Annotated in this window: 24 protein-coding genes; 16 read left to right on the forward strand and 8 right to left on the reverse strand. The window is 70.6% G+C overall.

Going from position 1 to position 22,422, the window contains the following annotated elements; translation table 11 throughout:
• Nucleotides 1–18: 18 nt before the first annotated feature.
• Nucleotides 19–237, reverse strand: coding sequence for a hypothetical protein (locus tag H4N58_RS06075; protein WP_167252000.1), 219 nt, complete (start codon nt 235–237; stop codon nt 19–21).
• A gap of 60 nt (nt 238–297) precedes the next feature.
• The gene (locus H4N58_RS06080) at nt 298–2,718 is read right to left on the reverse strand and encodes a LuxR C-terminal-related transcriptional regulator (RefSeq protein WP_167251999.1); all 2,421 of its coding nucleotides are present in this window, start codon (nt 2,716–2,718) and stop codon (nt 298–300) included.
• A 122-nt stretch (nt 2,719–2,840) separates the two neighbouring features.
• Here H4N58_RS06080 and H4N58_RS06085 point away from each other — a divergent pair, with 122 nt between their 5' ends.
• Nucleotides 2,841–3,650, forward strand: a complete 810-nt coding sequence (locus H4N58_RS06085; protein ID WP_208322493.1) for an alpha/beta hydrolase — start codon at nt 2,841–2,843, stop codon at nt 3,648–3,650.
• Here the strand turns inward: H4N58_RS06085 and H4N58_RS06090 are convergent.
• Nucleotides 3,638–4,978, reverse strand: a complete 1,341-nt coding sequence (locus H4N58_RS06090) for a hypothetical protein (RefSeq protein ID WP_167007586.1) — start codon at nt 4,976–4,978, stop codon at nt 3,638–3,640. The two genes, H4N58_RS06085 and H4N58_RS06090, sit on opposite strands and share 13 nt — an antisense overlap.
• A 97-nt stretch (nt 4,979–5,075) precedes the next feature.
• Nucleotides 5,076–6,413 (reverse strand): crotonyl-CoA carboxylase/reductase, encoded by a 1,338-nt coding sequence (gene ccrA, locus H4N58_RS06095; protein WP_167007589.1) that lies wholly within the window; start codon nt 6,411–6,413, stop codon nt 5,076–5,078.
• A 230-nt stretch (nt 6,414–6,643) separates the two neighbouring features.
• Here ccrA and H4N58_RS06100 point away from each other — a divergent pair, with 230 nt between their 5' ends.
• From H4N58_RS06100 to H4N58_RS06110, 3 genes are read left to right on the forward strand one after another with little or no spacing between them, the layout of a single operon-like run.
• Nucleotides 6,644–7,402: a LamB/YcsF family protein gene (locus H4N58_RS06100; RefSeq protein WP_208322494.1), complete on the forward strand. Its 759-nt coding sequence runs from the start codon at nt 6,644–6,646 to the stop codon at nt 7,400–7,402.
• A gap of 13 nt (nt 7,403–7,415) precedes the next feature.
• Complete coding sequence (gene pxpB, locus H4N58_RS06105; protein ID WP_243843090.1) at nt 7,416–8,045, forward strand: 5-oxoprolinase subunit PxpB; 630 nt, start codon at nt 7,416–7,418, stop codon at nt 8,043–8,045.
• On the forward strand, nt 8,042–8,896 hold the full coding sequence (locus H4N58_RS06110; protein WP_167251998.1) for a biotin-dependent carboxyltransferase family protein: 855 nt from the start codon (nt 8,042–8,044) through the stop codon (nt 8,894–8,896). The genes pxpB and H4N58_RS06110 overlap by 4 nt, the downstream gene beginning before the upstream one ends.
• A 15-nt stretch (nt 8,897–8,911) precedes the next feature.
• On the opposite strand, the gene mce is transcribed toward H4N58_RS06110, so the two are convergent.
• Nucleotides 8,912–9,352 (reverse strand): methylmalonyl-CoA epimerase, encoded by a 441-nt coding sequence (gene mce / locus H4N58_RS06115; protein WP_167007595.1) that lies wholly within the window; start codon nt 9,350–9,352, stop codon nt 8,912–8,914.
• A 166-nt stretch (nt 9,353–9,518) separates the two neighbouring features.
• Here mce and H4N58_RS06120 point away from each other — a divergent pair, with 166 nt between their 5' ends.
• The 4 genes from H4N58_RS06120 (at nt 9,519) to H4N58_RS06135 (ending at nt 12,499) form a co-directional block, all read left to right on the forward strand.
• Entirely contained in the window at nt 9,519–10,709 is a 1,191-nt protein-coding gene (locus H4N58_RS06120) for an acetyl-CoA C-acetyltransferase (RefSeq protein WP_167007598.1), read from the forward strand.
• A 40-nt stretch (nt 10,710–10,749) separates the two neighbouring features.
• Nucleotides 10,750–11,706 carry a methylmalonyl Co-A mutase-associated GTPase MeaB gene (gene meaB, locus H4N58_RS06125; RefSeq protein WP_167251997.1) on the forward strand — a complete coding sequence of 319 codons (957 nt, stop codon included), beginning with the start codon at nt 10,750–10,752 and terminating at the stop codon, nt 11,704–11,706.
• A gap of 96 nt (nt 11,707–11,802) precedes the next feature.
• Complete coding sequence (locus H4N58_RS06130; protein ID WP_167007602.1) at nt 11,803–11,961, forward strand: hypothetical protein; 159 nt, start codon at nt 11,803–11,805, stop codon at nt 11,959–11,961.
• A 13-nt stretch (nt 11,962–11,974) separates the two neighbouring features.
• A complete protein-coding gene (locus H4N58_RS06135; RefSeq protein ID WP_167007605.1) occupies nt 11,975–12,499 on the forward strand; it encodes a PH domain-containing protein in 525 nt (174 codons plus the stop codon).
• A gap of 333 nt (nt 12,500–12,832) precedes the next feature.
• Here the strand turns inward: H4N58_RS06135 and pepN are convergent, their stop codons facing one another.
• On the reverse strand, nt 12,833–15,379 hold the full coding sequence (gene pepN / locus H4N58_RS06140; protein ID WP_167251996.1) for an aminopeptidase N: 2,547 nt from the start codon (nt 15,377–15,379) through the stop codon (nt 12,833–12,835).
• Nucleotides 15,380–15,435: 56 nt separating this feature from the next.
• Entirely contained in the window at nt 15,436–16,227 is a 792-nt protein-coding gene (locus tag H4N58_RS06145) for an AraC family transcriptional regulator (RefSeq protein ID WP_167007611.1), read from the reverse strand.
• A 67-nt stretch (nt 16,228–16,294) separates the two neighbouring features.
• On the opposite strand from H4N58_RS06145, the gene H4N58_RS06150 reads away from it, so the two are divergent.
• The 7 genes from H4N58_RS06150 (at nt 16,295) to H4N58_RS06180 (ending at nt 21,338) form a co-directional block, all read left to right on the forward strand.
• A complete protein-coding gene (locus tag H4N58_RS06150; RefSeq protein ID WP_167251995.1) occupies nt 16,295–16,732 on the forward strand; it encodes a DUF3224 domain-containing protein in 438 nt (145 codons plus the stop codon).
• 30 nt (nt 16,733–16,762) lie between these two features.
• Nucleotides 16,763–17,212 (forward strand): hypothetical protein, encoded by a 450-nt coding sequence (locus H4N58_RS06155; protein ID WP_167251994.1) that lies wholly within the window; start codon nt 16,763–16,765, stop codon nt 17,210–17,212.
• 39 nt (nt 17,213–17,251) lie between these two features.
• Entirely contained in the window at nt 17,252–18,391 is a 1,140-nt protein-coding gene (locus H4N58_RS06160) for a glutamate--cysteine ligase (RefSeq protein ID WP_167007620.1), read from the forward strand.
• A gap of 56 nt (nt 18,392–18,447) precedes the next feature.
• Nucleotides 18,448–19,053 (forward strand): DsbA family protein, encoded by a 606-nt coding sequence (locus H4N58_RS06165; RefSeq protein WP_167007623.1) that lies wholly within the window; start codon nt 18,448–18,450, stop codon nt 19,051–19,053.
• Nucleotides 19,054–19,129: 76 nt separating this feature from the next.
• Nucleotides 19,130–19,978: an alpha/beta hydrolase gene (locus tag H4N58_RS06170; RefSeq protein ID WP_167007626.1), complete on the forward strand. Its 849-nt coding sequence runs from the start codon at nt 19,130–19,132 to the stop codon at nt 19,976–19,978.
• 4 nt (nt 19,979–19,982) lie between these two features.
• Nucleotides 19,983–20,465, forward strand: a complete 483-nt coding sequence (locus H4N58_RS06175; protein ID WP_167007629.1) for a ribose-5-phosphate isomerase — start codon at nt 19,983–19,985, stop codon at nt 20,463–20,465.
• Between the two features lie 3 nt (nt 20,466–20,468).
• Nucleotides 20,469–21,338, forward strand: coding sequence for an Fpg/Nei family DNA glycosylase (locus H4N58_RS06180; RefSeq protein ID WP_167251993.1), 870 nt, complete (start codon nt 20,469–20,471; stop codon nt 21,336–21,338).
• 110 nt (nt 21,339–21,448) lie between these two features.
• Here the strand turns inward: H4N58_RS06180 and H4N58_RS06185 are convergent, their stop codons facing one another.
• Nucleotides 21,449–21,625, reverse strand: a complete 177-nt coding sequence (locus tag H4N58_RS06185) for a hypothetical protein (protein ID WP_167007633.1) — start codon at nt 21,623–21,625, stop codon at nt 21,449–21,451.
• 302 nt (nt 21,626–21,927) lie between these two features.
• Here H4N58_RS06185 and H4N58_RS06190 point away from each other — a divergent pair, with 302 nt between their 5' ends.
• Complete coding sequence (locus tag H4N58_RS06190; protein ID WP_167007635.1) at nt 21,928–22,419, forward strand: hypothetical protein; 492 nt, start codon at nt 21,928–21,930, stop codon at nt 22,417–22,419.
• Nucleotides 22,420–22,422 lie beyond the last annotated feature (3 nt).

The raw sequence follows: 22,422 nt of genomic DNA on the forward strand, positions 1-22,422 counted from the left end.
TGAGATCGGCGCGGACGCTCACGCGTTCTGGCGGACCGAGACGAGGGTGAGCCCGAGGTCGTCGAGGGCGAAGAGCAGGTCGTTCAGGGCGACCAGGCCGGAGAACCGACCGCGCAGCACGAGCCCACCACGCTCTTCGGTCACGTCCAGGCCCCTGGCGCGGGTGGCGCGTGCCACTGCGTCGGTCAACGCACCTGCGACGACGATGACGTACGGCGTGCCCTCGTCCTCCTCCATGCGCCCAGTCTGCGACGGAGCGGGTGGAGGCGACTCACCCGCTGCGGGCGAGATCGGTGCTCACAAGAGGCCGACGCGCTGCGCTTTGAGGACGGCCTCACGTCGTGACTCGACGCCGAGCTTGCGATAGATCGCCCGCAGGTGAGTCTTGAGGGTGTTGCGGGAGATGAACAGCGTCGCGCAGAGCTCGCCTTGGTCGAGGGACGTCGGGAGGTATTGGAGGATCTCCAGCTCGCGGGTCGAGAGCGCGACCACGAGCTCGTCGGTGATCTCCCGATCTTTACGGAGCTCGACGAGCAGGCGCGTGACCAGGTCGCCGTGCGCGCCCACGCGGCCGTGCTCGGCCGTGAGCAGGTCGAACGCCGACGGTCCCAGGGCGAGCCACGGCCGCCGCCACCCGTGGACCGCGGTGCTCTCGAGGGCCGGACGCAAGCGGGCCGAGGCCGCGGTGGCGTCGTCGCCCCTGTGCGCGAGCGCTGCTGCAGCGAGCAGCGTCCGTACGCGCAGGTCCTCGGGGACGTCGTGGGCGCAGTCGACCTGCTCGAGCAGCGGTCCGAGCTGCTCGCGGACACCGGTCCGCAGGGCGTCCGTGAGTGCGATCCACAACAGGTAGGGCGAGGTGTCGAGCCGCGGGTGAGCCGTACCGACCCGCTGCACCGCGTCGACCGCCGTCGTTGTCGCGCCGGCGGACAGCAACGCCGTCACTGCGCCAAGGAGGGTATGACGTGCCACGAGCCACGTGGTCGCCCGCTGGCACTCGGCCACCACCTCGTGCGCGGGGCGGGGCGGCTGCACCGCGCGATGACGGAAGTGCTCGGCGAGCAGGTCGAGCAGAGGCGACGGCAGCATCCCTGGGAGCTGGTCCGCCTGCCCCTGAGGGGGATCGACGCCCGCAGGGGAGCCGCGCTCGACGTCGAGCCACGCGCGGACGAGCGAGACCGATCGGGGTGGAGATCCGTCGCTGAGCCGCTCGACCTCGCCGGCGGCCTTGTGTGCATCCGCCGGGCGGCCGGCGGCGAAGGCCGCCCACATCGTCATCTCCGCGGCGGTCGCCCCCGCGCACGGTGCGTGGCGAGCCAGGCGAGAGGCGTACCGCCGGACGGCATCGACCTCGTCGAGCCTGCCGTCGGTGACCAGCAGCGCCCCGTAGACGCGCACCCACGCGCTGCGCAATCCTGCGGTCGGTGAGCCGGCGCCGAGGTCGACGGCAGGGTCCGCCGCCGCGATCCACTCCTGCGCGGCAGCGCCCTGGCCCTCGCCGAGCGCGAGCCAGCCGCGGCACAGGGCGGTCAACGTGCCGACTCGCTCGTGCGTGGGGATGTCGAGGCTCGTACGGCGTGCGGTGCGGGCGAGGGCGGCCGCCGCGCCCACGCTGTCGTCGTTGCGTGCCGCGCGCAGCGTCAGCAGGAGGCGCCCGCGCTCGTCGTCGCGGGCGAACACGGCCGGTACGGCGCTGGTCAGCGCATCCAGCGCGCTCCAGTCGTCATCGCCGAGACTTCGGCAGGCGAGCGCGACCGCAACGTCGGCGGCGAGGTCGTCGTCATGGGCCCGCACGGCATGGCCTGCGCTCGCCTCCAGCTGATCGCGTCCGAACGTCCAGCGTCCGGCGATCTGGTGCAGGGCGTGCAAACGCGCGACAGGCTCGCGCTCGAGCTCGCTCAGGAGCAGGTGGCGCAGCATCGGGTGGTAGCGGAGGCGGCCGGTCGCGCCGTCGCGCACGACGAAGCCGACCGAGTGCGTGATCTCGCCCAGCACGTCGTAGGCGTCGGACCGGCCCGACAGGCGGCACGCGAGGGCGACGTCGAACTCCTCGGGCACCGCAGTCGCCAAGAGGAACGCGCGCACTCTGGGATCGAGGTCGGCGACCACGTGGGCCATGAGATAGCTGCCACTCGGCGAGTAGGCACCGTCCGTCGCGAGTCCGTCGCGCGAGCGCATCGCCGTCAGCCGGACCCCGGCCGGCCATCCGTCGGTCTCGAGGTGCATCGCCTCGGCCTGGGCGTGGTCGAGCCGGCGGCCCGACCTGGCCACGACTCGAGACAGCTCACCCAGCGAGAACGCGAGCTCCTCCGCCCGGATCTCCGACACCCGCCCGGCGAGCCGGTCAGGGTGGAGCGCGACGAGGGGGTCGACACGCGAGGCGACGACGAGGGACGCCGACGGCCCTGCGGCTCCGCAGGCCGCGGCGAACGCACTGCCCCATCCCGCGAGGTGGGCATCGTCGACGAGGACGGGGCGGCCCTCGCGCAGTGCGCAAACGACCTGCTCCCACGGCCGTGCCCGCCCGCCATCGAACGACAGGGCCTCGGGATGCTCCTGCGCCCACTGACGGAGCAGGGTGGTCTTGCCGTACCCGGTCGGAGCCGCGACAAGCGTGATCGGTCGGCGTGCGGCCCGGTCGAGCGCGCTCAGGAGTCGGCGTCGAACGACGACGCCTGCATCGTCGAACGTCCGCGCGTCCTGGTCGGCCTGCAGCGTCACGGCCACACTCCCCGGTGTCACCCGTGGTGCGCACCCCCGTACGCACGTCGGCACTTGGAGGCTAGTGGCAGGTGGCCCGTCCCGCACGAGGTCTTGCACTCACGGAACGTAGGCTTGCCGGCGTGAACGACGCTCAGGTGATCCGCGGCAACTCCGTCCTCCCCGCTCGGCGCACGCCGATCACGCTCCACACCGCCGACGGGCTCGAGCTCGTCGGAGAGCTCGCGCTGCCGGAGTCGCGCCAGCCCGTGGCGACGATGATCTGCCTGCACCCTCTGCCCACGCACGGCGGGATGATGGACAGCCACCTCTTCCGCAAGGCGTCGTACCGCCTCCCCGCGCTGGCGGACATCGCGGTGCTGCGCTTCAACACGCGCGGCACCACCAGCATGCAGGGCACCAGTGGGGGAGCGTTCGACGCGGCCGTGGGCGAGCGGTACGACGTCGCTGCCGCGATCGAGTTCGCGGACTTCGAGGACCTGCCCGGCATCTGGCTCGTCGGGTGGTCGTTCGGGACGGACCTCACGCTGAAGTACGGGCTGGACGCCGAGGTGGAGGGGGCGATCTTGCTGTCGCCGCCGTTGCGCTACTCGAGCGACGCCGATCTCGACGCATGGGCTGCCGACGGCAAGCCGCTGACGGCGCTGGTGCCCGAACTCGACGACTACCTGCGGCCCGCCGAGGCCCGGGAGCGCTTCGCGCGGGTGCCGCAGGCCGAGGTGATCGCCGTCGACGGTGCGAAGCACCTGTGGGTCGGAGACACCGAGCGTGTCCTGGACGAGATCGTGGCGCGCCTCAACCCGCGTGCCACGATCCCGCTCCCACGGACGTGGGAAGGTCCGATGGAGCGGGCCGACGCCTCAGCGTACGCAGATCGTACGGTCGCGGCGTTCGAGTCGGCCCGCCCCTCGGAAGGGCCTCAAGAGGCCTGAGAGTCCTCGTCCTCGCCCTCGGCCAGATCAGCAGCCGCGGGGCCGCCGAGCTTGGCGCGACGCACCGAACGCTCGCGCGCCGGGCGCTCGATGGCCGTGTCGTCGGCCGAATCGGCGGAGACGATCGTTGTGGCGTCGTCGGCGTTGTCGTAGTCGTCCGACTCGACGACGGACGCGGCCTCCTCGACGACGGCCTCGACCTCCTCGACGACGGCTGCGACCTCAGAGCGCGGAGTCATCACGATCGACTTCTCCGGGTCCTTGTCGAGCGAGTCGAGCCCGGCGAACGAACCGATGACCTCACGCAGCTTGGTGAGCTGACCCTTGACCGCGTCGCGCTTGGCGACCAGCGAGTCGAGCTCGTGACGCACCTCGGAGATCTGCTTCTCGGCGTCGGCGCGAGCCTGGGCCAGCGAGTGCTCGGACTGCGTCCGGGCAGTGTGCATGATCTGCTCGGCCTCACGACGCGACCGCGCGACCATGCGCTCGGACTCGGCCTTGGTCTCCTCGCGGCGCTTCGTCGCGGCGGCGATCGCCTCGCGCGCCCGCGTCTCGGCGGCCGCGGCACGCGACTCGGCGTCGGTGATCATCTTGGTCGTCTGCTCGGTCGCCACGGCGTGCGACTCGGCGGCCTCCTTGGCCATCCGCTCCTTCTCGAGCGCGAGGACCCGGCGGGCCTCGGTGAGCTCGCGATCGGCGGCCGCACGGATCTGCTCGGCCGCGCGGGTCGCGGTGAGGCGCGAGGAGCTCGTCGACTGGTTGGCGGCGAGCTCGATCTGCTCCGCCTCCCGCTTGGCCTTGGCGAGGACGTCCTCGGCCTCGGCCAGGGCGAGCGCGCGCTCGCTCTCGGCCTCGGCGAGGAGACGCTCACGGGTCTCCTCGACGTCGGCGAGCTGTACGGCGCGCAGATCGTCGGCCTCCTTGGCCGCAGCCGCCTTGATCGCGGCGGCCTCGGACTCGGCGACGCGACGCACGTCCTCGGCTTCGCGCCTCGCGCGGTCGAGCATCTCGGCCGACTGCTGCTCGGCCAGGCCCAGGAGCTCTGCCGCGCGGCCACCGAGACCCGCGTAGCTCGGCTTGTTGGCCTCCGTGACCTTACTGCGGAGCTCCGCAACCTCGGTCTCGAGTGCGCTCAGCTTCTTCTCGGCCGCGGCGGCGGCGGCGTTGGCCCGCGCGAGGTCGTCGCGGTGCTGGGCCAGATAGGCATCGACAGCGTCCTTGTCGTAGCCGCCTCGCCGCACGAGCGGAAAACCGGCCCCCGGCGCCGGGTCGCCTGGGGTGCGCGAGAAGGAGTCGCCGTCGGAGTAGCTGCCGTGTGGGTCTGACATGAGGTGCCTTCGGTTGTAGTTCGGGGGGAGATCGCTTCGGGAAGCCTATCGCGACCTCCCCGCCGAACTCAGCCTGTCGGCGTCTCCTGATCAGCGATCAGACGCCGCGGAAGCGGTTGATCTGATCGACGTGACGCGCGCGCTTCTCCGCGTCGCGCACACCGAGGCCCTCCTCGGGCGACAGGCACAGCACACCGACCTTGCCCTGGTGTGCGTTGCGGTGCACGTCGAGGGCCGCCTGGCCGGTCTCTTCGAGGCTGTAGACCTTCGACACAGTCGGGTGGATCATGCCCTTATCGATGAGACGGTTGGCCTCCCACGCCTCGCGATAGTTCGCGAAGTGGGAGCTCTTGATGTTCTTCAGGTTCATCCAGAGGTAGCGGTTGTCGTACTGGTGCATGTAGCCCGACGTCGACGCGCAGGTCACGATCGTCCCGCCCTTGCGTGCGACGTAGACGCTGGCGCCGAAGGTCTCGCGGCCCGGGTGCTCGAACACGATGTCGGGATCGTCGCCACCGGTCAGCTCACGGATCTTCGAGCCGAGGCGCTTCCACTCCCGCGGATCCTGCTCGTGCTCGTTCTTCCAGAACTTGTAGTCCTCGGCGGAACGGTCGATGACCAGGTCGGCGCCCATCGAGCGGACGATCTCGGCCTTCTCCGGCGACGAGACGACACACACGGGGGTGGCGCCGCCGTTGAGCGCGAACTGCGTCGCGTACGAGCCGAGGCCGCCCGAGGCGCCCCAGATCAGGACGGTGTCGCCCTGCTTCATCGCGGCGCCGTTCTTGGAGACCAGCTGGCGGTAGGCGGTGGAGTTCACCAGGCCCGGGCTGGCGGCCTCCTCCCAGGAGAGGTGACCGGGCTTCGGCATGAGCTGGTTGGCCTTGACGATCGCGACCTCGGCGAGGCCGCCGAAGTTCGTCTCGAAACCCCAGATGCGCTGCTCGGGGTCCATCATCGTGTCGTTGTGGCCGTCGGGGCTCTCGAGCTCGACCGACAGGCAGTGGGCGACGACCTCCTGGCCGGCCTTCCAGGCGTTGACACCCGGGCCGGTGCGCAGGACGACGCCGGCAAGGTCGGAGCCGACGACGTGGTACGGGAGGTCGTGGCGCTTGGTGTACTCCGACAGGCGGCCGTACCGCTCGAGGAAACCGAAGGTCGGCACCGGCTCGAAGATCGACGTCCAGACCGTGTTGTAGTTGATCGAGCTCGCCATGACCGCGACCAGCGCCTCGCCCGGTGCCAGCTCGGGCATGGGGACCTCGTCGATGTGCAGACTCTTGCGGGGGTCCTTGTCACGCGTGGCGAGACCCTCGAACATGTCGATCTCGTCCTTGTGGACCGTGACCCCGCGATAGGTCTCGGGGATGGCGATGTTCGCGAAGTCCTCGCTCGAGGTGTCACCCGCCATGATGGCGTCGAGAATGTGCTGCACGTCGTCCTCCAGGATTGAGCGGCGCGGTTGCGTTACGCGGATATTACTCATCGGTAATCGGCCGGGGCGCGAAAAGGTGACCGACATCGCTCGCGGGCGTGGCGCGGCGTGCGTCGGTACGGCCCGGGCTTCTGGCCCTGAAGCGGCATCTCGCGCCATTATCGCTCTGCTCCGCCACCGTCCCCGGCAGGGGTAGCGTGGACCGCGCTCGTCCTCATTCAGGGAGTTCTGTGATCACACTCGACCTCAACAGCGACGTCGGCGAGTCCTTCGGGCGCTGGGAGCTCGGTGACGACACCGCGATCCTCCAGGTCGTCACCAGCGCCAACATCGCCTGCGGGTTCCACGCCGGCGACGCCCGTACGCTGCGCCGGAGCTGCGAGCACGCCGCCGAGAACGCGGTGGCCGTCGGTGCGCAGGTGAGCTATCGCGACCTCGCCGGCTTCGGGCGCCGTTTCATCGACATGGACCCTGAGGAGCTGGCGGACGACGTGCTCTATCAGATCGGGGCGCTCGACGGGCTCGCCCGCGCCTCCGGCACCCGCGTGCGCTACGTGAAACCCCACGGCGCGCTCTACAACGCGACGGTCCACCATAAGACGCAGGCACGTGCGGTCGCCGAGGCCGTCCGTGCGTACGACCCGGGACTCCCGCTGCTCGGGCTTCCCGGCTCGCAGCTTCTGGAGTGGGGCACCCGCCTGGGGCTGCGGACCGTCCGCGAGGCGTTCGCGGACCGCGCGTACACGCCTGAGGCCCACCTCGTGAGCCGTACGCAGCCCGGGGCCGTCTTGATCGACCCCGACGTCGTCGCGAGCCGGGTGGTCCGGATGGTCGTCGAGGGGCGGGTCGAGACCGTCGACGGGAGCGTCGTCGACATCAGTGCCGACTCGGTCTGCGTCCACGGCGACACGCCCGGCACAGTCGAGCTCGCGCGCCGAGTGCGTGCCGAGCTCGAGGCGGTCGGCGTGACGCTCGGCGCGTTCGTCTGAGAGGGCGGTCGACGTGTCTGTCCGGATCGTGCCGTACGGCGACCGCGCGCTGATGGTCGAGCTCGACGGGGCGGCGGAGGTTGTCGCGTGGGACGCAGCCGTGCGCGCAGCGGCACCCGACGAGGTCGCTGACGTCGTTCCCGCGGCGGCGACGCTGCTCGTGGTCGCGCGCGACGGCGCCGACCTCGCCGCGCTCACGGCCTCCTTGCGGTCGCTGCGCGTCCGGGCCGCCGACGTGGCGGCGGACGCGTCGAGGAGCGCGGAGGTCGAGATTCCCGTGCGCTACGACGGGCCCGACCTGCGCGACGTGGCGCGGATGACCGGTCTGAGCGAGGCGCAGGTCGTGCGCGCGCACACGCAGAGCGTGTGGCGGGTGGCGTTCGGGGGATTCGCGCCGGGCTTCGGCTACCTCACCGGGGGCGATCCGCGGCTGCACGTGCCGCGACGCGAGAGTGCCCGTACGGCCGTCCCGGCGGGCGCGGTCGGGCTGGCAGGGGAGTACACGGGGGTCTACCCCCGCTCCTCGCCTGGCGGCTGGCAGCTGATCGGGACGACGGAGGCGGCGATGTGGGACCTGTGTCGCGACCCGCCCGCCCTGCTGAGGCCGGGTGCGGTCGTCCGGTTCGTGGAGGACCGGTCGTGACGACGGTGCTGGAGGTGGTGCGCAGCGGCCCTCTCGCTCTCGTCGAGGACCTCGGGCGCCCCGGGCACGCCGCGATCGGCGTGGGCCGTTCGGGAGCGGCCGACCGCAGCGCGCTGCGCCTGGCCAACCGGCTGCTCGGCAACGGCGAGGAGCTGGCCGCGATCGAGGTGACCCTCGGAGGGCTCGCGCTCGTCGTACGAGGAGGCGACGCGTGGGTGGCCGTGACCGGCGCACCCGTCCCGCTCACGGTCGGGCGCCGCGCTGCCGCACCGTACGCCCCCGTGCGGGTCCGTTCCGGAGAGACCGTCCGGCTCGGGACGCCGACCAGCGGGCTCCGGTCGTACGTCGGGGTCCGTGGCGGTGTCGACGTCCCCCCGGTCCTGGGGTCACGGAGCCGCGACGTGCTCGCGGGGATCGGCCCGGAGCCGCTGGCGCCCGGCACGGTGCTGCCGGTCGGTCCGCCCCCGCAGGCGTACCCGCGCGTGGACGCGGTGCCGCAGCGTGCGTACGAGGAGATCGTCCTGCGGGTGGTCCGAGGCCCGCGAGACGAGATGGTGCGCGACCCCGACGCGCTCGTCGCCGCGGCGTGGACCGTCTCGCCCGCTGCCGACCGCGTCGGGATGCGGCTCGACGGCCGTGCGCTGACGCTGCGAGACCCGCACACGGCGATGCCCTCGGAGGGTGCGTACCGCGGGGCGGTCCAGGTGCCGCCGAGCGGCCAGCCGGTGGTGTTCCTCGCTGACCACCCGGTCACCGGGGGATATCCGGTGGTCGCTGTCGTGACCGACGCCGACGTCGACCGTGCCGCGCAGGCGCGCCCCGGTCAGAGGGTCACGCTGCGCTGGGCCTGAGATGACGGCGGAGCGTCAGTGGGCGGTGTCGGTCTTGGCCGGCTCGACGAGCTCGACGAGGATGCCGCCGGCGTCCTTCGGGTGGACGAAGTTCACGCGGCTGTCGGACGTGCCGCGGCGCGGCTGGTCGTACAGCAGGCGCATCCCGCGGTCGCGCAGGGTCTGGGCGACCGCCTCGATGTCGGTCACCCGGTAGGCGAGCTGCTGGATGCCCGGCCCGTTGCGGGTGAGGAACTTGGCGATCGTCGACTCGTCGGAGAGCGGCGCGAGGAGCTGGATGCGCTGGTCGGTGTCGCCGATGGCGAGCATCGCCTCACGCACCCCCTGCTCCTCGTTGATCTCCTCGTGCACCGAGTGCAGGCCGAAGACGTTCGCGTAGAACTCGAGGGCCTCGTCGAGGTCGGGCACGGCGATGCCGACGTGGTCGATGGCGATGAGGAGGTGTTCGGGAACCATGCGGGGCACGATAGGACACGAGGGCCCCGCGCGGCGCCTGGCCGTCCAGCCTGTGACCTTCCTCACCGAGGGGGTAGCCGATGTTACGGGCGGGTATCGTGCACCCCACCAGAGCACGCCGTCTCGGCCGCAGACATCGCGCAGTCGCGCTTCGTAAGGAGATCCCATGTCTCGTCAGTCCGTCATCGTCGCGGGGGCGCGCACCCCGATCGGTCGGCTCCTCGGGGGCCTGAAGTCCCAGTCGGCAGCCGACCTCGGCGGCGTCGCCATCAAGGGGGCGCTGGAGAAGGCTGGGATCACCGGCGAGCAGGTCGACTACGTGATCATGGGCCAGGTCCTCAGCGCCGGCGCCGGCCAGATGCCTGCACGCCAGGCGGCGTACAAGGGCGGCATCCCGCTGGACGTCCCCTCTGTCACGATCAACAAGGTGTGCCTTTCGGGCATCAGTGCGATCGCCACCGCCGACCAGCTGATTCGCGCGGGCGAGTTCGACGTCGTCGTCGCGGGCGGCCAGGAGTCGATGACCCAGGCGCCGCACCTGCTCAAGGGCTCACGCGAGGGCTTCAAGTACGGCGCGACGACGATGCTCGACCACATGGAGTACGACGGCCTGTGGGACGCGCTGACCGACCAGGCGATGGGCAAGCTCACCGAGGGCCGCAACGCCGATGTCGATGCGCTCTCGCGTGAGGAGCAGGACGCGTTCGGCGCGCGTTCGCACCAGCTCGCGGCCGCCGCGCAGAAGAACGGCCTCTTCGACGACGAGATCGTGCCGGTCGAGATCGCCGGACGCCGCGAGACGGTGACCGTCTCGGCCGACGAGGGTGTCCGTGGGGACACGACTCCCGAGTCGCTCGCCAAGCTGCGCCCGGCCTTCGCCAAGGAGGGGACGATCACCGCCGGCACCGCCTCGCAGATCTCCGACGGCGCCTGCGCGGTCGTCGTCATGGCCAAGGAGAAGGCCGAGGAGCTCGGTCTGACCTGGATCGCCGAGATCGGCGCCGCCGCGACCGTCGCCGGCCCCGACTCGACGCTGCAGCTCCAGCCTGCCAACGCGATCGTCAAGGCGTGCGAGAAGGAGGGCATCGCGCCCGCCGACCTCGATCTCGTCGAGGTCAACGAGGCCTTCGCCGCCGTCGGTATCGCCAGCCAGCGTGCCCTCGGCATCGACGAGGACAAGGTCAACGTCAACGGCGGCGCGATCTCGCTCGGGCACCCGATCGGCATGAGCGGTGCACGCATCGTCCTCCACCTCGCGCTCGAGCTGGCGCGCCGTGGTGGCGGCGTCGGAGCGGCGGCGCTGTGCGGCGGCGGCGGTCAGGGCGACGCCCTGATCGTGCGCGTCCCGCAGCAGTGACCCGTCCTTCGGTGCGCCGCAGGACGCGGACGCGATCCTGATGGCACGTCGTTCCGTCGCCGTCGGTGAGCTCGTCGGACGAGCCACCGGCGGCGACGCGCGTGCGGTCGCGCGCCTGATCTCACTCGTCGAGGATGCGTCGCCGCTGCTCCCCGAGGTCAGCGCGGCTCTCGCGCCGCACGCGGGGCATGCGCAGATCATCGGTCTGACCGGCTCGCCCGGGGTCGGGAAGTCGACGACGACGGGTGCGCTCGTCGCCGCGCTCCGAGCGCAGGGCCGCAAGGTCGGCGTCCTCGCGGTCGACCCGTCGTCGCCGTTCTCCGGAGGCGCGCTGCTGGGCGACCGGATCAGGATGCAGGACCATGCGGGAGACCCCGGCGTCTTCATCCGCTCGATGGCGACCCGCGGCCACCTCGGTGGGCTCGCCTGGGCCGCCCCGCAGGCGCTGCGTGTCCTCGATGCCGCAGGGTGCGACGTGATCCTCGTCGAGACCGTCGGTGTCGGGCAGTCCGAGATCGAGGTCGCCGGGCTCGCCGACACGACCGTCGTGCTGCTCGCGCCAGGGATGGGCGACGGCATCCAGGCGGCGAAGGCCGGGATCCTGGAGATCGGCGACGTCTACGTCGTCAACAAGGCTGACCGGGACGGTGCACGGCAGGTACGCCGCGAGCTGCGAGGGATGCTCTCGCTGACCGACCGTCCCGACGCGGCGTGGAAACCCCCGATCGTGCTCACCGTCGCGTACCGCGAGGAAGGGATCGACGAGGTCGTGGCCTCGCTCGACGCCCACTTCTCGCACCTGCGCACCAGCGGCGAGCTCGTGCGGCGACGCCAGCGGCGCACCCGCGACGAGATCGAGAACCTCGCGACGACCGAGCTGCGGACGCGGTTCGCGGCCCTCCACGGGGACCACCGGATCGACGCCCTCGCGGCCGATGTCGTCGCCGGCAAGAGCGACCCTTTCACGGCGTCGAGGCGGCTCCTCGACAGCCTGTGACGCTGATCACGGCGCGCCTGGCGACAGCGCCCAGTCCTTTCCGCTATAAACATCCGAGAGTGTGCCCGCAGCTTTCTGCCCCCGAGAAAGGCAGCCGTGGTGAAAAAGGCGATCAGCGTCGTCGTGGTGATCTTCGTGGTCTACTTCCTGCTCACAAATCCCACGGGGGCTGCCGACACCGTCGAGCTGATCTTCGGGTGGATCACCGACGCCCTCGGCCAGCTCGCGTCCTTCCTCCAATCACTGCTGACCTGACGGGGGGAATGTCGTGCTGCGCAGGGTCCTGAGGCTGGTACCCGATCGCAACATCGGCAAGCTCCTGCTCCTCGACGACGGCGAACGAGTCAAGGACGTCGTCCGCCACCACTGGGTCGTCTTCGTGATGCCGTACGCGATCGTGTCTGGCGGGGTGCTGCTCATCGCGATGTTTCCGCTGCTGCCGATCTCGGTCGCCGGGGTGCTTGCGCTGGTGGGGGTGGGGATCATCGGGTTCGGCATGTTCAGGGCCTCCGAGCAGCACCTCGACGTCTTCGTCATCACCAACCATCGCGTGCTCAAGATCCGAGGGGTCTTCGAGGTGAAGGTCGCGACGATGCCGATGGCCCGAATCCTCGACATCACGGTCGAGCGCACGCTGCTGGGACGGATCTTGGGCTACGGACACTTCGTCTTCGAATCTGCCGCGCAGGCCCAGGGACTGCGCGACATCAGCTTCATCCCGGATCCGCTCGAGCGCGACCGTACGATTCAGCGCGCCCTCGTCGCGGCCGGTCTGCGCGGCCCGGCGCGCTGACCGTACGCCCTCCTGCGGGCCCACCTGGGTGGACTGCGGCCTCGGTCACAGGCGTACGGTCGCCGGTGCATCACGATCGCATCTCCGGTCGCATGCCTCCGAGGCGCACCCGCCGGCTCATGCGTCACCGGTCGGCAGCCCGTTCTGGGTGGGCGTCTACCTGGCCGTGATGGGCGGGCTCACCCTGACCGCGCTCGTGTCGGCAAGGAGACCAAGGACGTCGACATCGAGGCCTGAGGGTCCCGTACGCGCGCGCCCCACGATTTGACCGGTTATCCACCGCATTCGGTCGGACCAAGGTGGATAGGCGGTCAAATCGTGGGGCGGCCAGGGTCAGACCGCGGCGTCGCGCTCCTGGGCGGCGAGGGCGCGGGCGAGGTCCGAACGGCCCTCGCTCACGTACCGGCGAGTTGTCGCGTCGAGATCGACCTCTGCCGCGAGCCACGCGTCGATCGTCGCGAGGTTCTCCGCGGACGGGTTGGCCCGAGGGAAGAAGCTCTCGAGGATCTCCGAGGCACGCCACACGCCCTTCTCGATGACCGTACGAGCGGTCTCGAGGTAGCGGTCGACGTACGGCTGCAGCAGCTCGGCCTGTCCGGGCTGCTGGAAGGCGCGAGCGATGCTGCGCTGCGTCTCGTTCGGCAAGTCGTCGCGGACGACGACCGCGTCCCACGCGACCTCCTTCGCGGCGGCGTCCGGACGGCCAGCGCGCGCGCCGGAGGCGTTCTCCTGGCCGGAGATGGTGTTGTCGCGCGCGAGCTCGGCGTCGATCTCGGCATCGCCGAAGGCGCCCGCACGGGCGAGCCCGGCGACCAGGGTCCAGCGCAGGTCGGTGTCGACGGCGAGACCCTCGGGCGTCACGGAGCCGTCGAGCAGCCCCTTGACGTACGCGATCGCGTCGTCGGACTCGGCAGCGCCGGCGTACGCGCGGACGAAGGCGAGCTGGTGGTCCGACCCCGGCGCGGCGGCGTCGAGCAGCGCACGCACACCCCGCTCCCACTGTGCGGCGAGAGCGTCGCGGTTGTCAGGCGCCGAGAACAGCGAGACGGCCGAGGCGCCCTGGCGCAGCAGCGTCTGCACCGCCGTCAGGTCGGACTCGGTGCCGACGCCGGCGAGCACGATCGGCACGAACTGGCGGGCGGGCAGCTCGGCGTCGCGGAGCATGTCCCACGCGGCACCCCAGCACAGCGCGCGCGCCAGCGAGTCGTCGATGTCGGCGATCGAGGTCGTGAGTGTCTGGAGGGACTGCTCGTCGAGGCGGATCTTGGCGTACGTCAGGTCGTCGTCGTTGAGCAGCACCAGGTCGGGCTGCTTCTGACCGATCAGCGCGTCGACCTCGGTGAGCGCTCCCTCGATGTCGGTCTCGACACGGGTGCGGCGCACGAGGCCGGCATCGGTGTAGTCGTAGAGGCCGATCGCGATGCGGTGACGGCGCAGCGTGGGGTACGCCTCGATGGCGGTCTGCTCGACCGCGAACGACGTGAACCCGCCGCTCGCGTCGACGACGAAGCGCGGACGCAGCGTGTTGACGCCGGAGGTCTGCAGCCACTCTTGCGCCCACGTGGTCAGCTCGCGGCCGGACGCCGTCTCGAGCTCGGCCAGCAGGTCCTTGAGCTCGGTGTTGCCGTAGGCGTGCTTGGCGAAGTACGCCCGCAGACCGGCGAAGAAGTCCTTCTCGCCGACCCACGCGACGAGCTGCTTGAGCGTCGAGGCCCCCTTGGCGTACGTGATGCCGTCGAAGTTCGCCTCGACCGCGTGCAGGTCGTAGTTGTCGGCCGCGATCGGGTGCGTCGAGGGCAGCTGGTCCTGGCGGTACGCCCAGTTCTTGCGCTGGTTGGTGAAGCCGGTCCAGGCGCCGGTGTACTTCGTGGCGTTGACCTCGGCGTGGTGCGAGGCGAACTCCGCGAACGACTCGTTGAGCCAGAGGTCGTCCCACCACTTCATCGTCACGAGGTCGCCGAACCACATGTGCGCCATCTCGTGGAGGATCGTGTTGGCGCGGCTCTCGTACGCGGCGTGGGTCTGGCGGCTGCGGAAGATGTACTCGTCGCGGTACGTCACCGCGCCGGCGTTCTCCATCGCGCCCATGTTGTACTCCGGCACGAACGCCTGGTCGTACTTGCCGAACGGGTAGCCCATCTCGAAGGCACCCTCGAAGAACCCGAAGCCCTGCTTGGTGATCTCGAAGATCTCGTCGGCGTCGACGTGCTCGCGCAGGCTCTTGCGGACCTGGATGCCCAGCGGGATCGTGCCGTACTCACCCTTGTAGGTGTCGGTGATCGTCTCGTACTCGCCGGCGATCAGCGCGGTGATGTAGGTCGACATGCGCTTGGTCTCGGCGAATGCCCAGCGGTCGACCCCGTCGCGGACCGAGGTCGGCTCGGGGGTGGGGGAGTTCGAGACGACGGTCCAGCCGCTCGGCGCGTCGATCGTGAACGTGAAGGTTGCCTTGAGGTCCGGCTGCTCGAACGTCGCGTACACGCGGCGGGCGTCGGGCACCTCGAACTGCGTGTAGAGATAGAGGCGGTCGTCGGCCGGGTCGACGAAGCGGTGCAGGCCCTCGCCCGTACGGGAGTAGGGGAGCCGTGTCTCGACCCGCAGCTCGTTCTCGCCCTCGACGAGAGCGGTGAGCGCGATGCGGTGGTCCTCGTACGCCGACGCGTCGATCTCGGTGCCGTTGAGCCAGATCTTGGGCTCGCGTGCCTCGACCAGGTCCGCGAACGTCGACGCGCCCGCCTGGTTGCTCGAGAACCGGACGACGGTGGTCGACGCGAACTCGGTGTCGGAGACGGTCAGATCGAGGTCGACGGCGTAGTGGTGGACGTCGAGGAGCGCAGCCCGCTCCTGCGCTTCGTTGCGCGTGAGGTTGGTTCCTGGCATGGGGTCCATCCTGTCATTGGGCTGGTCCCAGGGGCCACGAGCGGGGGGCGACAGGCTCAACCGGCGGGGTCGCCCACCTCGCGGGCGTACGTCGCGGGAGGCGTGCCGACGACCTCGGTGAAACGCCGTACGAGGTGGGCCTGGTCGGTGAAGCCGAGCGCGACCGCGAGCGCGGCCCAGTCCACGGCCTCGCCCGAGCGCGCTGCCGCGGCGGCGTCGAGCAGCCGGAACCGCTGCAGCACCCACTTGGGTCCGATGCCGACGTACGTCGCGAACTCGCGCTGCAGCGTCCGCAGGCTCACGCCACCTCGTGCCGCCAACGCGTCAGCGCGCACGAGCGTCCGGTCACGCTCTGCCTCCGTGACGAGGGACCCGACCTCCTCCGCCCGAGGATCAGCTTCGTACCCGACCTCGGCCAGATAGCCCGTCAGCACGTCGACCATCGCCTCGTCCGTCGCGTCGGGTGTGAGGATGCGCGCGGCGTACGGGCGGTCGTCGACACCGAGCACCTCGCCGGCGGGCCGGACCACGTCTGACAACCCGCCTACCGGCCCTCGCAGACGGCCGTGGAACCCGCCGGGCAGGAACGACGCCCCGAGCACGTGCCCGCGTCCGACGAGCCGTCGCGAGAACGGCCGCCGGGTGACGCCGTGCACGAGCAGCCGCCCGTCCTCGGCTGCGAGGTGTACACGCGGCTGCGGGACGACCGCCTGCTCGTACGGCTCGGCGATGTCCCAGCGCACACGCCAGAGATAGTCGACACCCGGCGACGCCGACTCGATCCGGCGTACGCCGATCGGCTCGGCACGCCCGACGATCGCCTGCGGATACCCCCCGGGGTCGTGCATGCCCTCAGCCTAGGCATGTCGCGTTCGTACAAGACCTGCCATGCGCTCCGCGACGAGCATGGTAGGCATGACACACGACAAGAAGGCAGAGACCACGTTCACCGTCGCGGGCTGGGAGGAGTCGGTCGTCGAGGACATCGACGGGACCGGGGCCGAGCGGAACGGCACCTACTACCCCGACCGCGGCATCACCCGCGCCACCGTCCGCTACACCTACTCCGGCGACATCGAGGGAGAAGGCGTCGTTCACTACCTGATGACGTACAAGCAGGGCGATGCGCCCGTCCTCGCCGTCGAGCGCTTCACCGGCTCGATCGGCGGCGCCGAAGGCACGTGTGTGCTCCTGCACCGTGGTTCCCACCACGAGATGGACGTCGCCGACGCCGTCGAGGTGGTCGAGGGCATGGGGACCGGGGCGCTCGAGTCGCTGCGTGGCGAGGCGACGATCACCCTCGGGGGTCACAGCGACGACGGGTACGGGTTCGTGCTCGACTACACGCTGTGAGTGACCCCGCGGCGCACTAGCGTCGCTCGCATGTCCGTCGACACCGCCACGCGCAACCGCCCTCGCGGCGCCACGGTCCTCCTCTGGCTCGTCGGTGCCGCGCTCGTGGTCTCGGTGATCCACTACATCGACAACGTCGCGAACTACTCCTCATACCCCCAACCGGGCTCGGACGGGCTGCCGGCGCCGTCGGCGGAGGTGATCGCGGCGTCGTGGTTCGTCTTCACCCTGTGCGGAGTCCTCGGGGTGATCGCGTTCTTCCGCCACCGGCGCGCCGCGTGCGTCGTCGGACTCGCGTTCTACTCGGTCAGCGGCCTCATCGGCATCGGCCACTACACGGTCGAGGGGGCGACCGACATGGTGTGGTGGCGCCAGACCCACGTGGTCGTCGACATCCTGGTCGGCGTCGCCCTTCTCGCGTTCGCCGTGTGGGTCGCCGTCGTACGCCCCGCGCCGTGGGACCCGTCACAGCGGTCCTGACGACGAGATCCTGACGGCCGGCTCGGGCAGGATGGAGCCATGGCCCTGCCCTTCGCGACGTCGCGACGTTCCACGGTCGGCATCGAGTGGGAGCTCGCGCTCGTCGACGCCGACACCGGCGACCTCCGCCAGGTCGCCCGTACGGTGCTCGACGCACTGGCCGGTCCTGACGGGACGCCGCACCCGCACGTCCACCAGGAGCTGCTGCTCAACACCGTCGAGATCGTCTCCGGCGTCCACGAGCGGATCGCTGATGCCGGCCGTGACCTGCGCCGCAGCATCGACGAGGTGCGCGACGTCACGGGCCCGCTGCGCGTCGAGCTGATGTGTGCGGGCACGCACCCGTTCGCACAGTGGGACCACCAGAAGGTCACCGACAAGGAGCGTTACAACACGCTCATCGACCGTACGCAGTGGTGGGGCCGCCAGATGCTCATCTACGGCGTCCACGTCCACGTCGGCATCGAGGACCGCGCCAAGGTGCTCCCGATCATGCGGGCCGTCCTCGCCTACTTCGGCCACCTCCAGGCGCTGTCGGCATCGTCGCCGTTCTGGGGCGGCAAGGACACCGGGTACGCGTCCAACCGCGCGCTGATGTTCCAGCAGCTGCCGACGGCCGGACTGCCGTTCCGGCTCGAGGAGTGGTCCGACCTCGAGCGCTACACCGACGACATGCTCCACACCGGCGTCATCGATGACTTCTCCGAGGTTCGATGGGACATCCGGCCGTCGCCGCGCTTCGGCACGCTGGAGGTCCGGATCTGCGACGGCACGCCGGCGCTCTCCGAACTGCTCGCGATCGCGGCGCTCACGCAGTGCCTCGTCGAGCACTTCTCGTCCGAGCTCGATGCTGGCCGCGATCTGCCCGACCTGCCGCAGTGGTTCCTCCAGGAGAACAAGTGGCGCTCGGCCCGGTACGGGATGGATGCGATCCTCATCCTCGACGCGAAGGGCGACGAGGACCTCGTCACGACGGACGTACGACGGCTGCTGCGCCTCCTCGAGCCTGTCGCGGAGCGCCTGGGATGCGCTGCGGAGCTGGCCGACATCGAGACGATCCTCGAGGGCGGAGCCTCGTACCAGCGACAGCGTGAGGTCGCCCGCCGCCACGGCGGTGACCTCCAACCTGTCGCCTTCTCGCTGGTCGAGGAAATGCACGCCGGTCGTCCGTTGTTGTGATCTGCGAGACTTCCGATCCGTCGGCGTTTCGCCGACACCCCCGACGAGAGGTGAGCATGTCCGACACCGTTGACATGTGGTTCGATCCGCTGTGCCCCTGGGCCTGGATGACGTCGCGCTGGCTGCTCGAGGTCGAGCAGGTCCGCGACGTGGAGGTCCGCTTCCACGTCATGAGCCTGTCGGTCCTCAACGAGAACGCCGAGGACCTCCCCGAGCGCTACCGCGAGATGCTCGACCGCGGGTGGGGCCCGGTGCGCGTCGCGACGGCGGCCGCCCAGAAGCACGGTGCGCACGTCCTGCGCGACCTCTACACCGCGATCGGCACCCGCGTGCACCCCGGCGGCCGTCCGCTCGACGCGACCGTGCTCGCCGAGGCGCTGGAGGAGGTCGGGCTGGAGCCCGAGCTGGTCGAGGCCGCCGACACCGACGCGTACGACGACGCCCTGCGGGCCTCTCACGAGCGGGCGATGGAGCTCGTCGGTACGGATGTGGGCACGCCCGTCATCGCGGTGAACGGCATCGCGTTCTTCGGTCCGGTCGTGTCGCCTGCGCCGAAGGGCGAGGCTGCGGGCCGGCTGTGGGACGGCTGCCTCCTCGTCGCCGGGACGGACGGCTTCTTCGAGATCAAGCGCACCCGGACGCGCGAGCCGATCTTCGACTGAGGTCCACCCGCCTCCGCTCCGCCCCGACCACTTTCCGTGGGGGCCAACGGAAAGTGCAGGCGCTAGGGTCCTCGGCATGGACCACGACATCGCCGCAGAGCGTGCCGCCGACCGTGCCGAGGCCCTCGCGGACTCGATCCGCATCGACGTCGCGCACGTCGCCGACCTCGACGCGGACGGGGTGCCGGTGCGCCTCTACCGGCCGGAGGACGACGTCCCGGTCCTCCTGTACGTCCACGGCGGCGGCTGGGTGTTCCACGACCTGGAGACCCACGACGCGTTCTGTCGCTACCTGGCGAACGCGACCGGCTGGGCGCTGCTGTCCGTGGACTACCGCCGAGCCCCCGAGGCCCCATACCCCGCGCCGCTCGACGACGTCGCGACCGCCCTCGCCTGGTTGCGCGCGCACGGCGACGAGTACGAGCTCGACACCTCCCTGATCGCGGGGATCGGCGACTCCTCCGGAGCCAACATGATCGCCGGGCTGTCCGTCCGCGATCCGGAGGCGCTGGCGTACCAGGTGCTCGTCTACCCGCCGGTCGACGCCTTCGCTGACACGGTGTCGCGGCGCGAGGAGGGGAGCGGCGCTTACGACTTCGTGACGTCGGACATGGACTGGTATTGGGACCAGTACGCCCCCACCGACGAGGCCAAGCGCAACCCCGAGGCCTCGCCGCTCCTCGCCCCCGACCTTGCCGGACAGCCGCCCACCCTCGTGATCACCGCCGAGCACGACCTGGTGCGCGACGAGGCCGAGGCGTATGCAGCGCGGTTGACCGATGCCGGCGTCCCGACCGTCGCCTGGCGGGCGCTCGGGATGGCCCACGGCTTCTGGCGCCGGCCGTGGGAGTTCGCCGAGTCGCGGTCGGCCGTGCGGCTCGTCTCGGGCACGTTGCGCGACCTGGCAGCGACGCTGGGACAATGACGTCATGCGCGTTCACCTCGGTTGCGACCACGCCGGCTTCGAGCTCAAGAACCACCTCCTGACCCACCTGCGCGATCAGGGGCACGACGTCGTGGACCACGGTCCCGCCACGTACGACGCCGAGGACGACTACCCGCCGTTCTGCTTCGCCGCCGGCGAGGCCGTCGTCGCCGACCTGGGCAGCCTGGGCGTCGTGATCGGTGGTTCCGGCAACGGCGAGCAGATCGCCGCGAACAAGGTCGACGGCGTGCGTGCGGCGCTCGCGTGGTCGCTCGAGACGGCGCAGCTCGCCCGCGAGCACAACAACGCCAACGTCGTCGGCATCGGCGCCCGCATGCACTCCACCGAGGAGGCGACCACGATCGTCGAGGCGTTCCTCGCGACGCCGTTCAGCGGAGTCGAGCGCCACGCTCGCCGGATCTCGCTGCTCGCTGCGTACGAGGAGTCGCGCGGCACCGAGGTCGCCGAGCGGCGAGAGGACTTCTGAGGCGTGCCCGAGGGACACACCCTCCACCGGCTCGCGCTCGACCTCGATGCGGCCTTCGGCGGTGACAGGACCTGGTCATCGAGCCCGCAGGGACGCTTCGCCGAGGGCGCCGCGCGGATCGGCTCGCGGGTCATGGAGGGCGCGGAGGCGTACGGCAAGCAGCTCTTCGTCCGGTTCGCCGGGCTCGAGGAGCAGGTCCGCATCCACCTCGGGCTGATCGGGGGCCTCGCGATCCATTCCGGGCTGCCCGACCCGAGCGCGATCGGTGACCTCTCGGCCCGCCCGGTGGTGGGGCAGGTGCGCTGGCGTCTGGAGTCCGTACGGGCGTGGGCCGACCTGCGGGGCGCGACGGTGTGCACGCTGATCACGCCGGACGAGAAGGCCGCCTACCTCGCCAAACTCGGCCCCGACCCGCTGCGCGACGACGCCGATCCCGAGCGTGCCTGGCGCCGGATCAACCGCTCGAAGATCACGATCGGGGCGCTGCTCATGGACCAGTCGGTCCTGGCAGGCGTCGGCAACGTCTATCGCGCGGAGGTGCTGTTCCGGCACGGCCTCGACCCCTTCATGGAGGGACGGTTCCTCCGGCGGGCCGAGTGGGACGCGATGTGGGGCGACCTCGTCGGGCTCATGGCGTACGGGGTCACGCACAACCGCATCGACACCGTACGGCCCGAGCACGAGCCGGAGGCGATGGGGCGCGCGCCGCGCAAGGACGACCATGGGGGAGAGGTCTATGTCTACCGGCGGACGCACATGCCCTGTCTCGTGTGCGGGACGCCGGTGCGTACGGAGGTGCTGGCCGGGCGCAACCTGTTCTGGTGCCCTCGTTGCCAGCCGCGAAGCCGCCGCCGTACTCCGGTCAGCCCCTGAGGCGACACCGCCCGCCCCGTCCCGCCCCGGGACGTCATACAAATCGTGGGTCCCGACCCGCGGAACGTATGACGTCCCGGGGCAGGCGGATGGAAGGTGCCGTACGCCGGTCAGCTCAGGTCGGGGAGGGCTCGCGAGGCCAGCATCGCGCTGATCTCCTCGCGTTCGCGGCGTGCGGCGGTGAGCTCGTTGGCGGAGTGGAGGGCGTTGGCGCACGACACGTCCGTCGAGGCGAGGCGAGCGAGTCCTGAAGCGGCGAACTGCCATGCGAAGCTGAGCGGTCTCATCGATCCCCCTGGGTCGTCCCGACGCGGCACCTGGTCCGCCTTCCCTGTCGAGCGGGCCAGGCGCCGCGTTGTGAGTGCCGTGTTGGTGATGCGTGATCACCGGAAACGACACGTTCCACGCTAGGCGGTCGAGGAATCCGAGCGGTTAGCCCGACATGACATGTGCGTTAACGCTGCCAGGACGGACATAGCGGGCCCCAATTCACTGGGCGCGGAGAAATCGATTGAGGTCCTCCGTGAGGGTCCCTAGGGTCGGGATGGCCGGTCGGTCCTGGCCGGCTTCCGATAGGAGGGGACCGTCCATGAGGAAGACCTTGGTACGCACGCTGGCCTCGGCGACAGCCGTCGCTGCCGTCACCGCGGGTGGCGTCGGTGCGTTCGCGAGCCCGGCGAACGCCACCGACTACCGGTGCAAGACCAGCGCGAAGGAGTTCCCGACCAACGGGTACAACGCCGACGTCAAGGTCGAGCTGTGCCTGATGAGGAACTGGGGCGGCTCCGGCGGGAGCTCGGAGATCAAGAGCGCCTACGCGAAGGTCAGCTGGGGCGAGTCGGGATCGGGCAAGTTCGAGAAGTTCGCCGTGCAGGTGCGGATCGAGCAGAACGACTCGATCATCAAGTCCAAGACCTGCGAGGTCACCAACATCAACAGCACGACGGGCTCGTACACGTGCTCGCTCGGACCGTACACCGGCATCTCGGGCAACACCGCCGACGGCACGGTCACGTACAACGTCAACGACGACGGCCTGGGCAACCAGACCTGGGGCCTGGCCGGAACGCCGAAGCTCTGACCT

Origin of the sequence: Mumia sp. ZJ1417 (assembly GCF_014127285.1) — a bacterium.
GTDB lineage: Bacteria > Actinomycetota > Actinomycetes > Propionibacteriales > Nocardioidaceae > Mumia.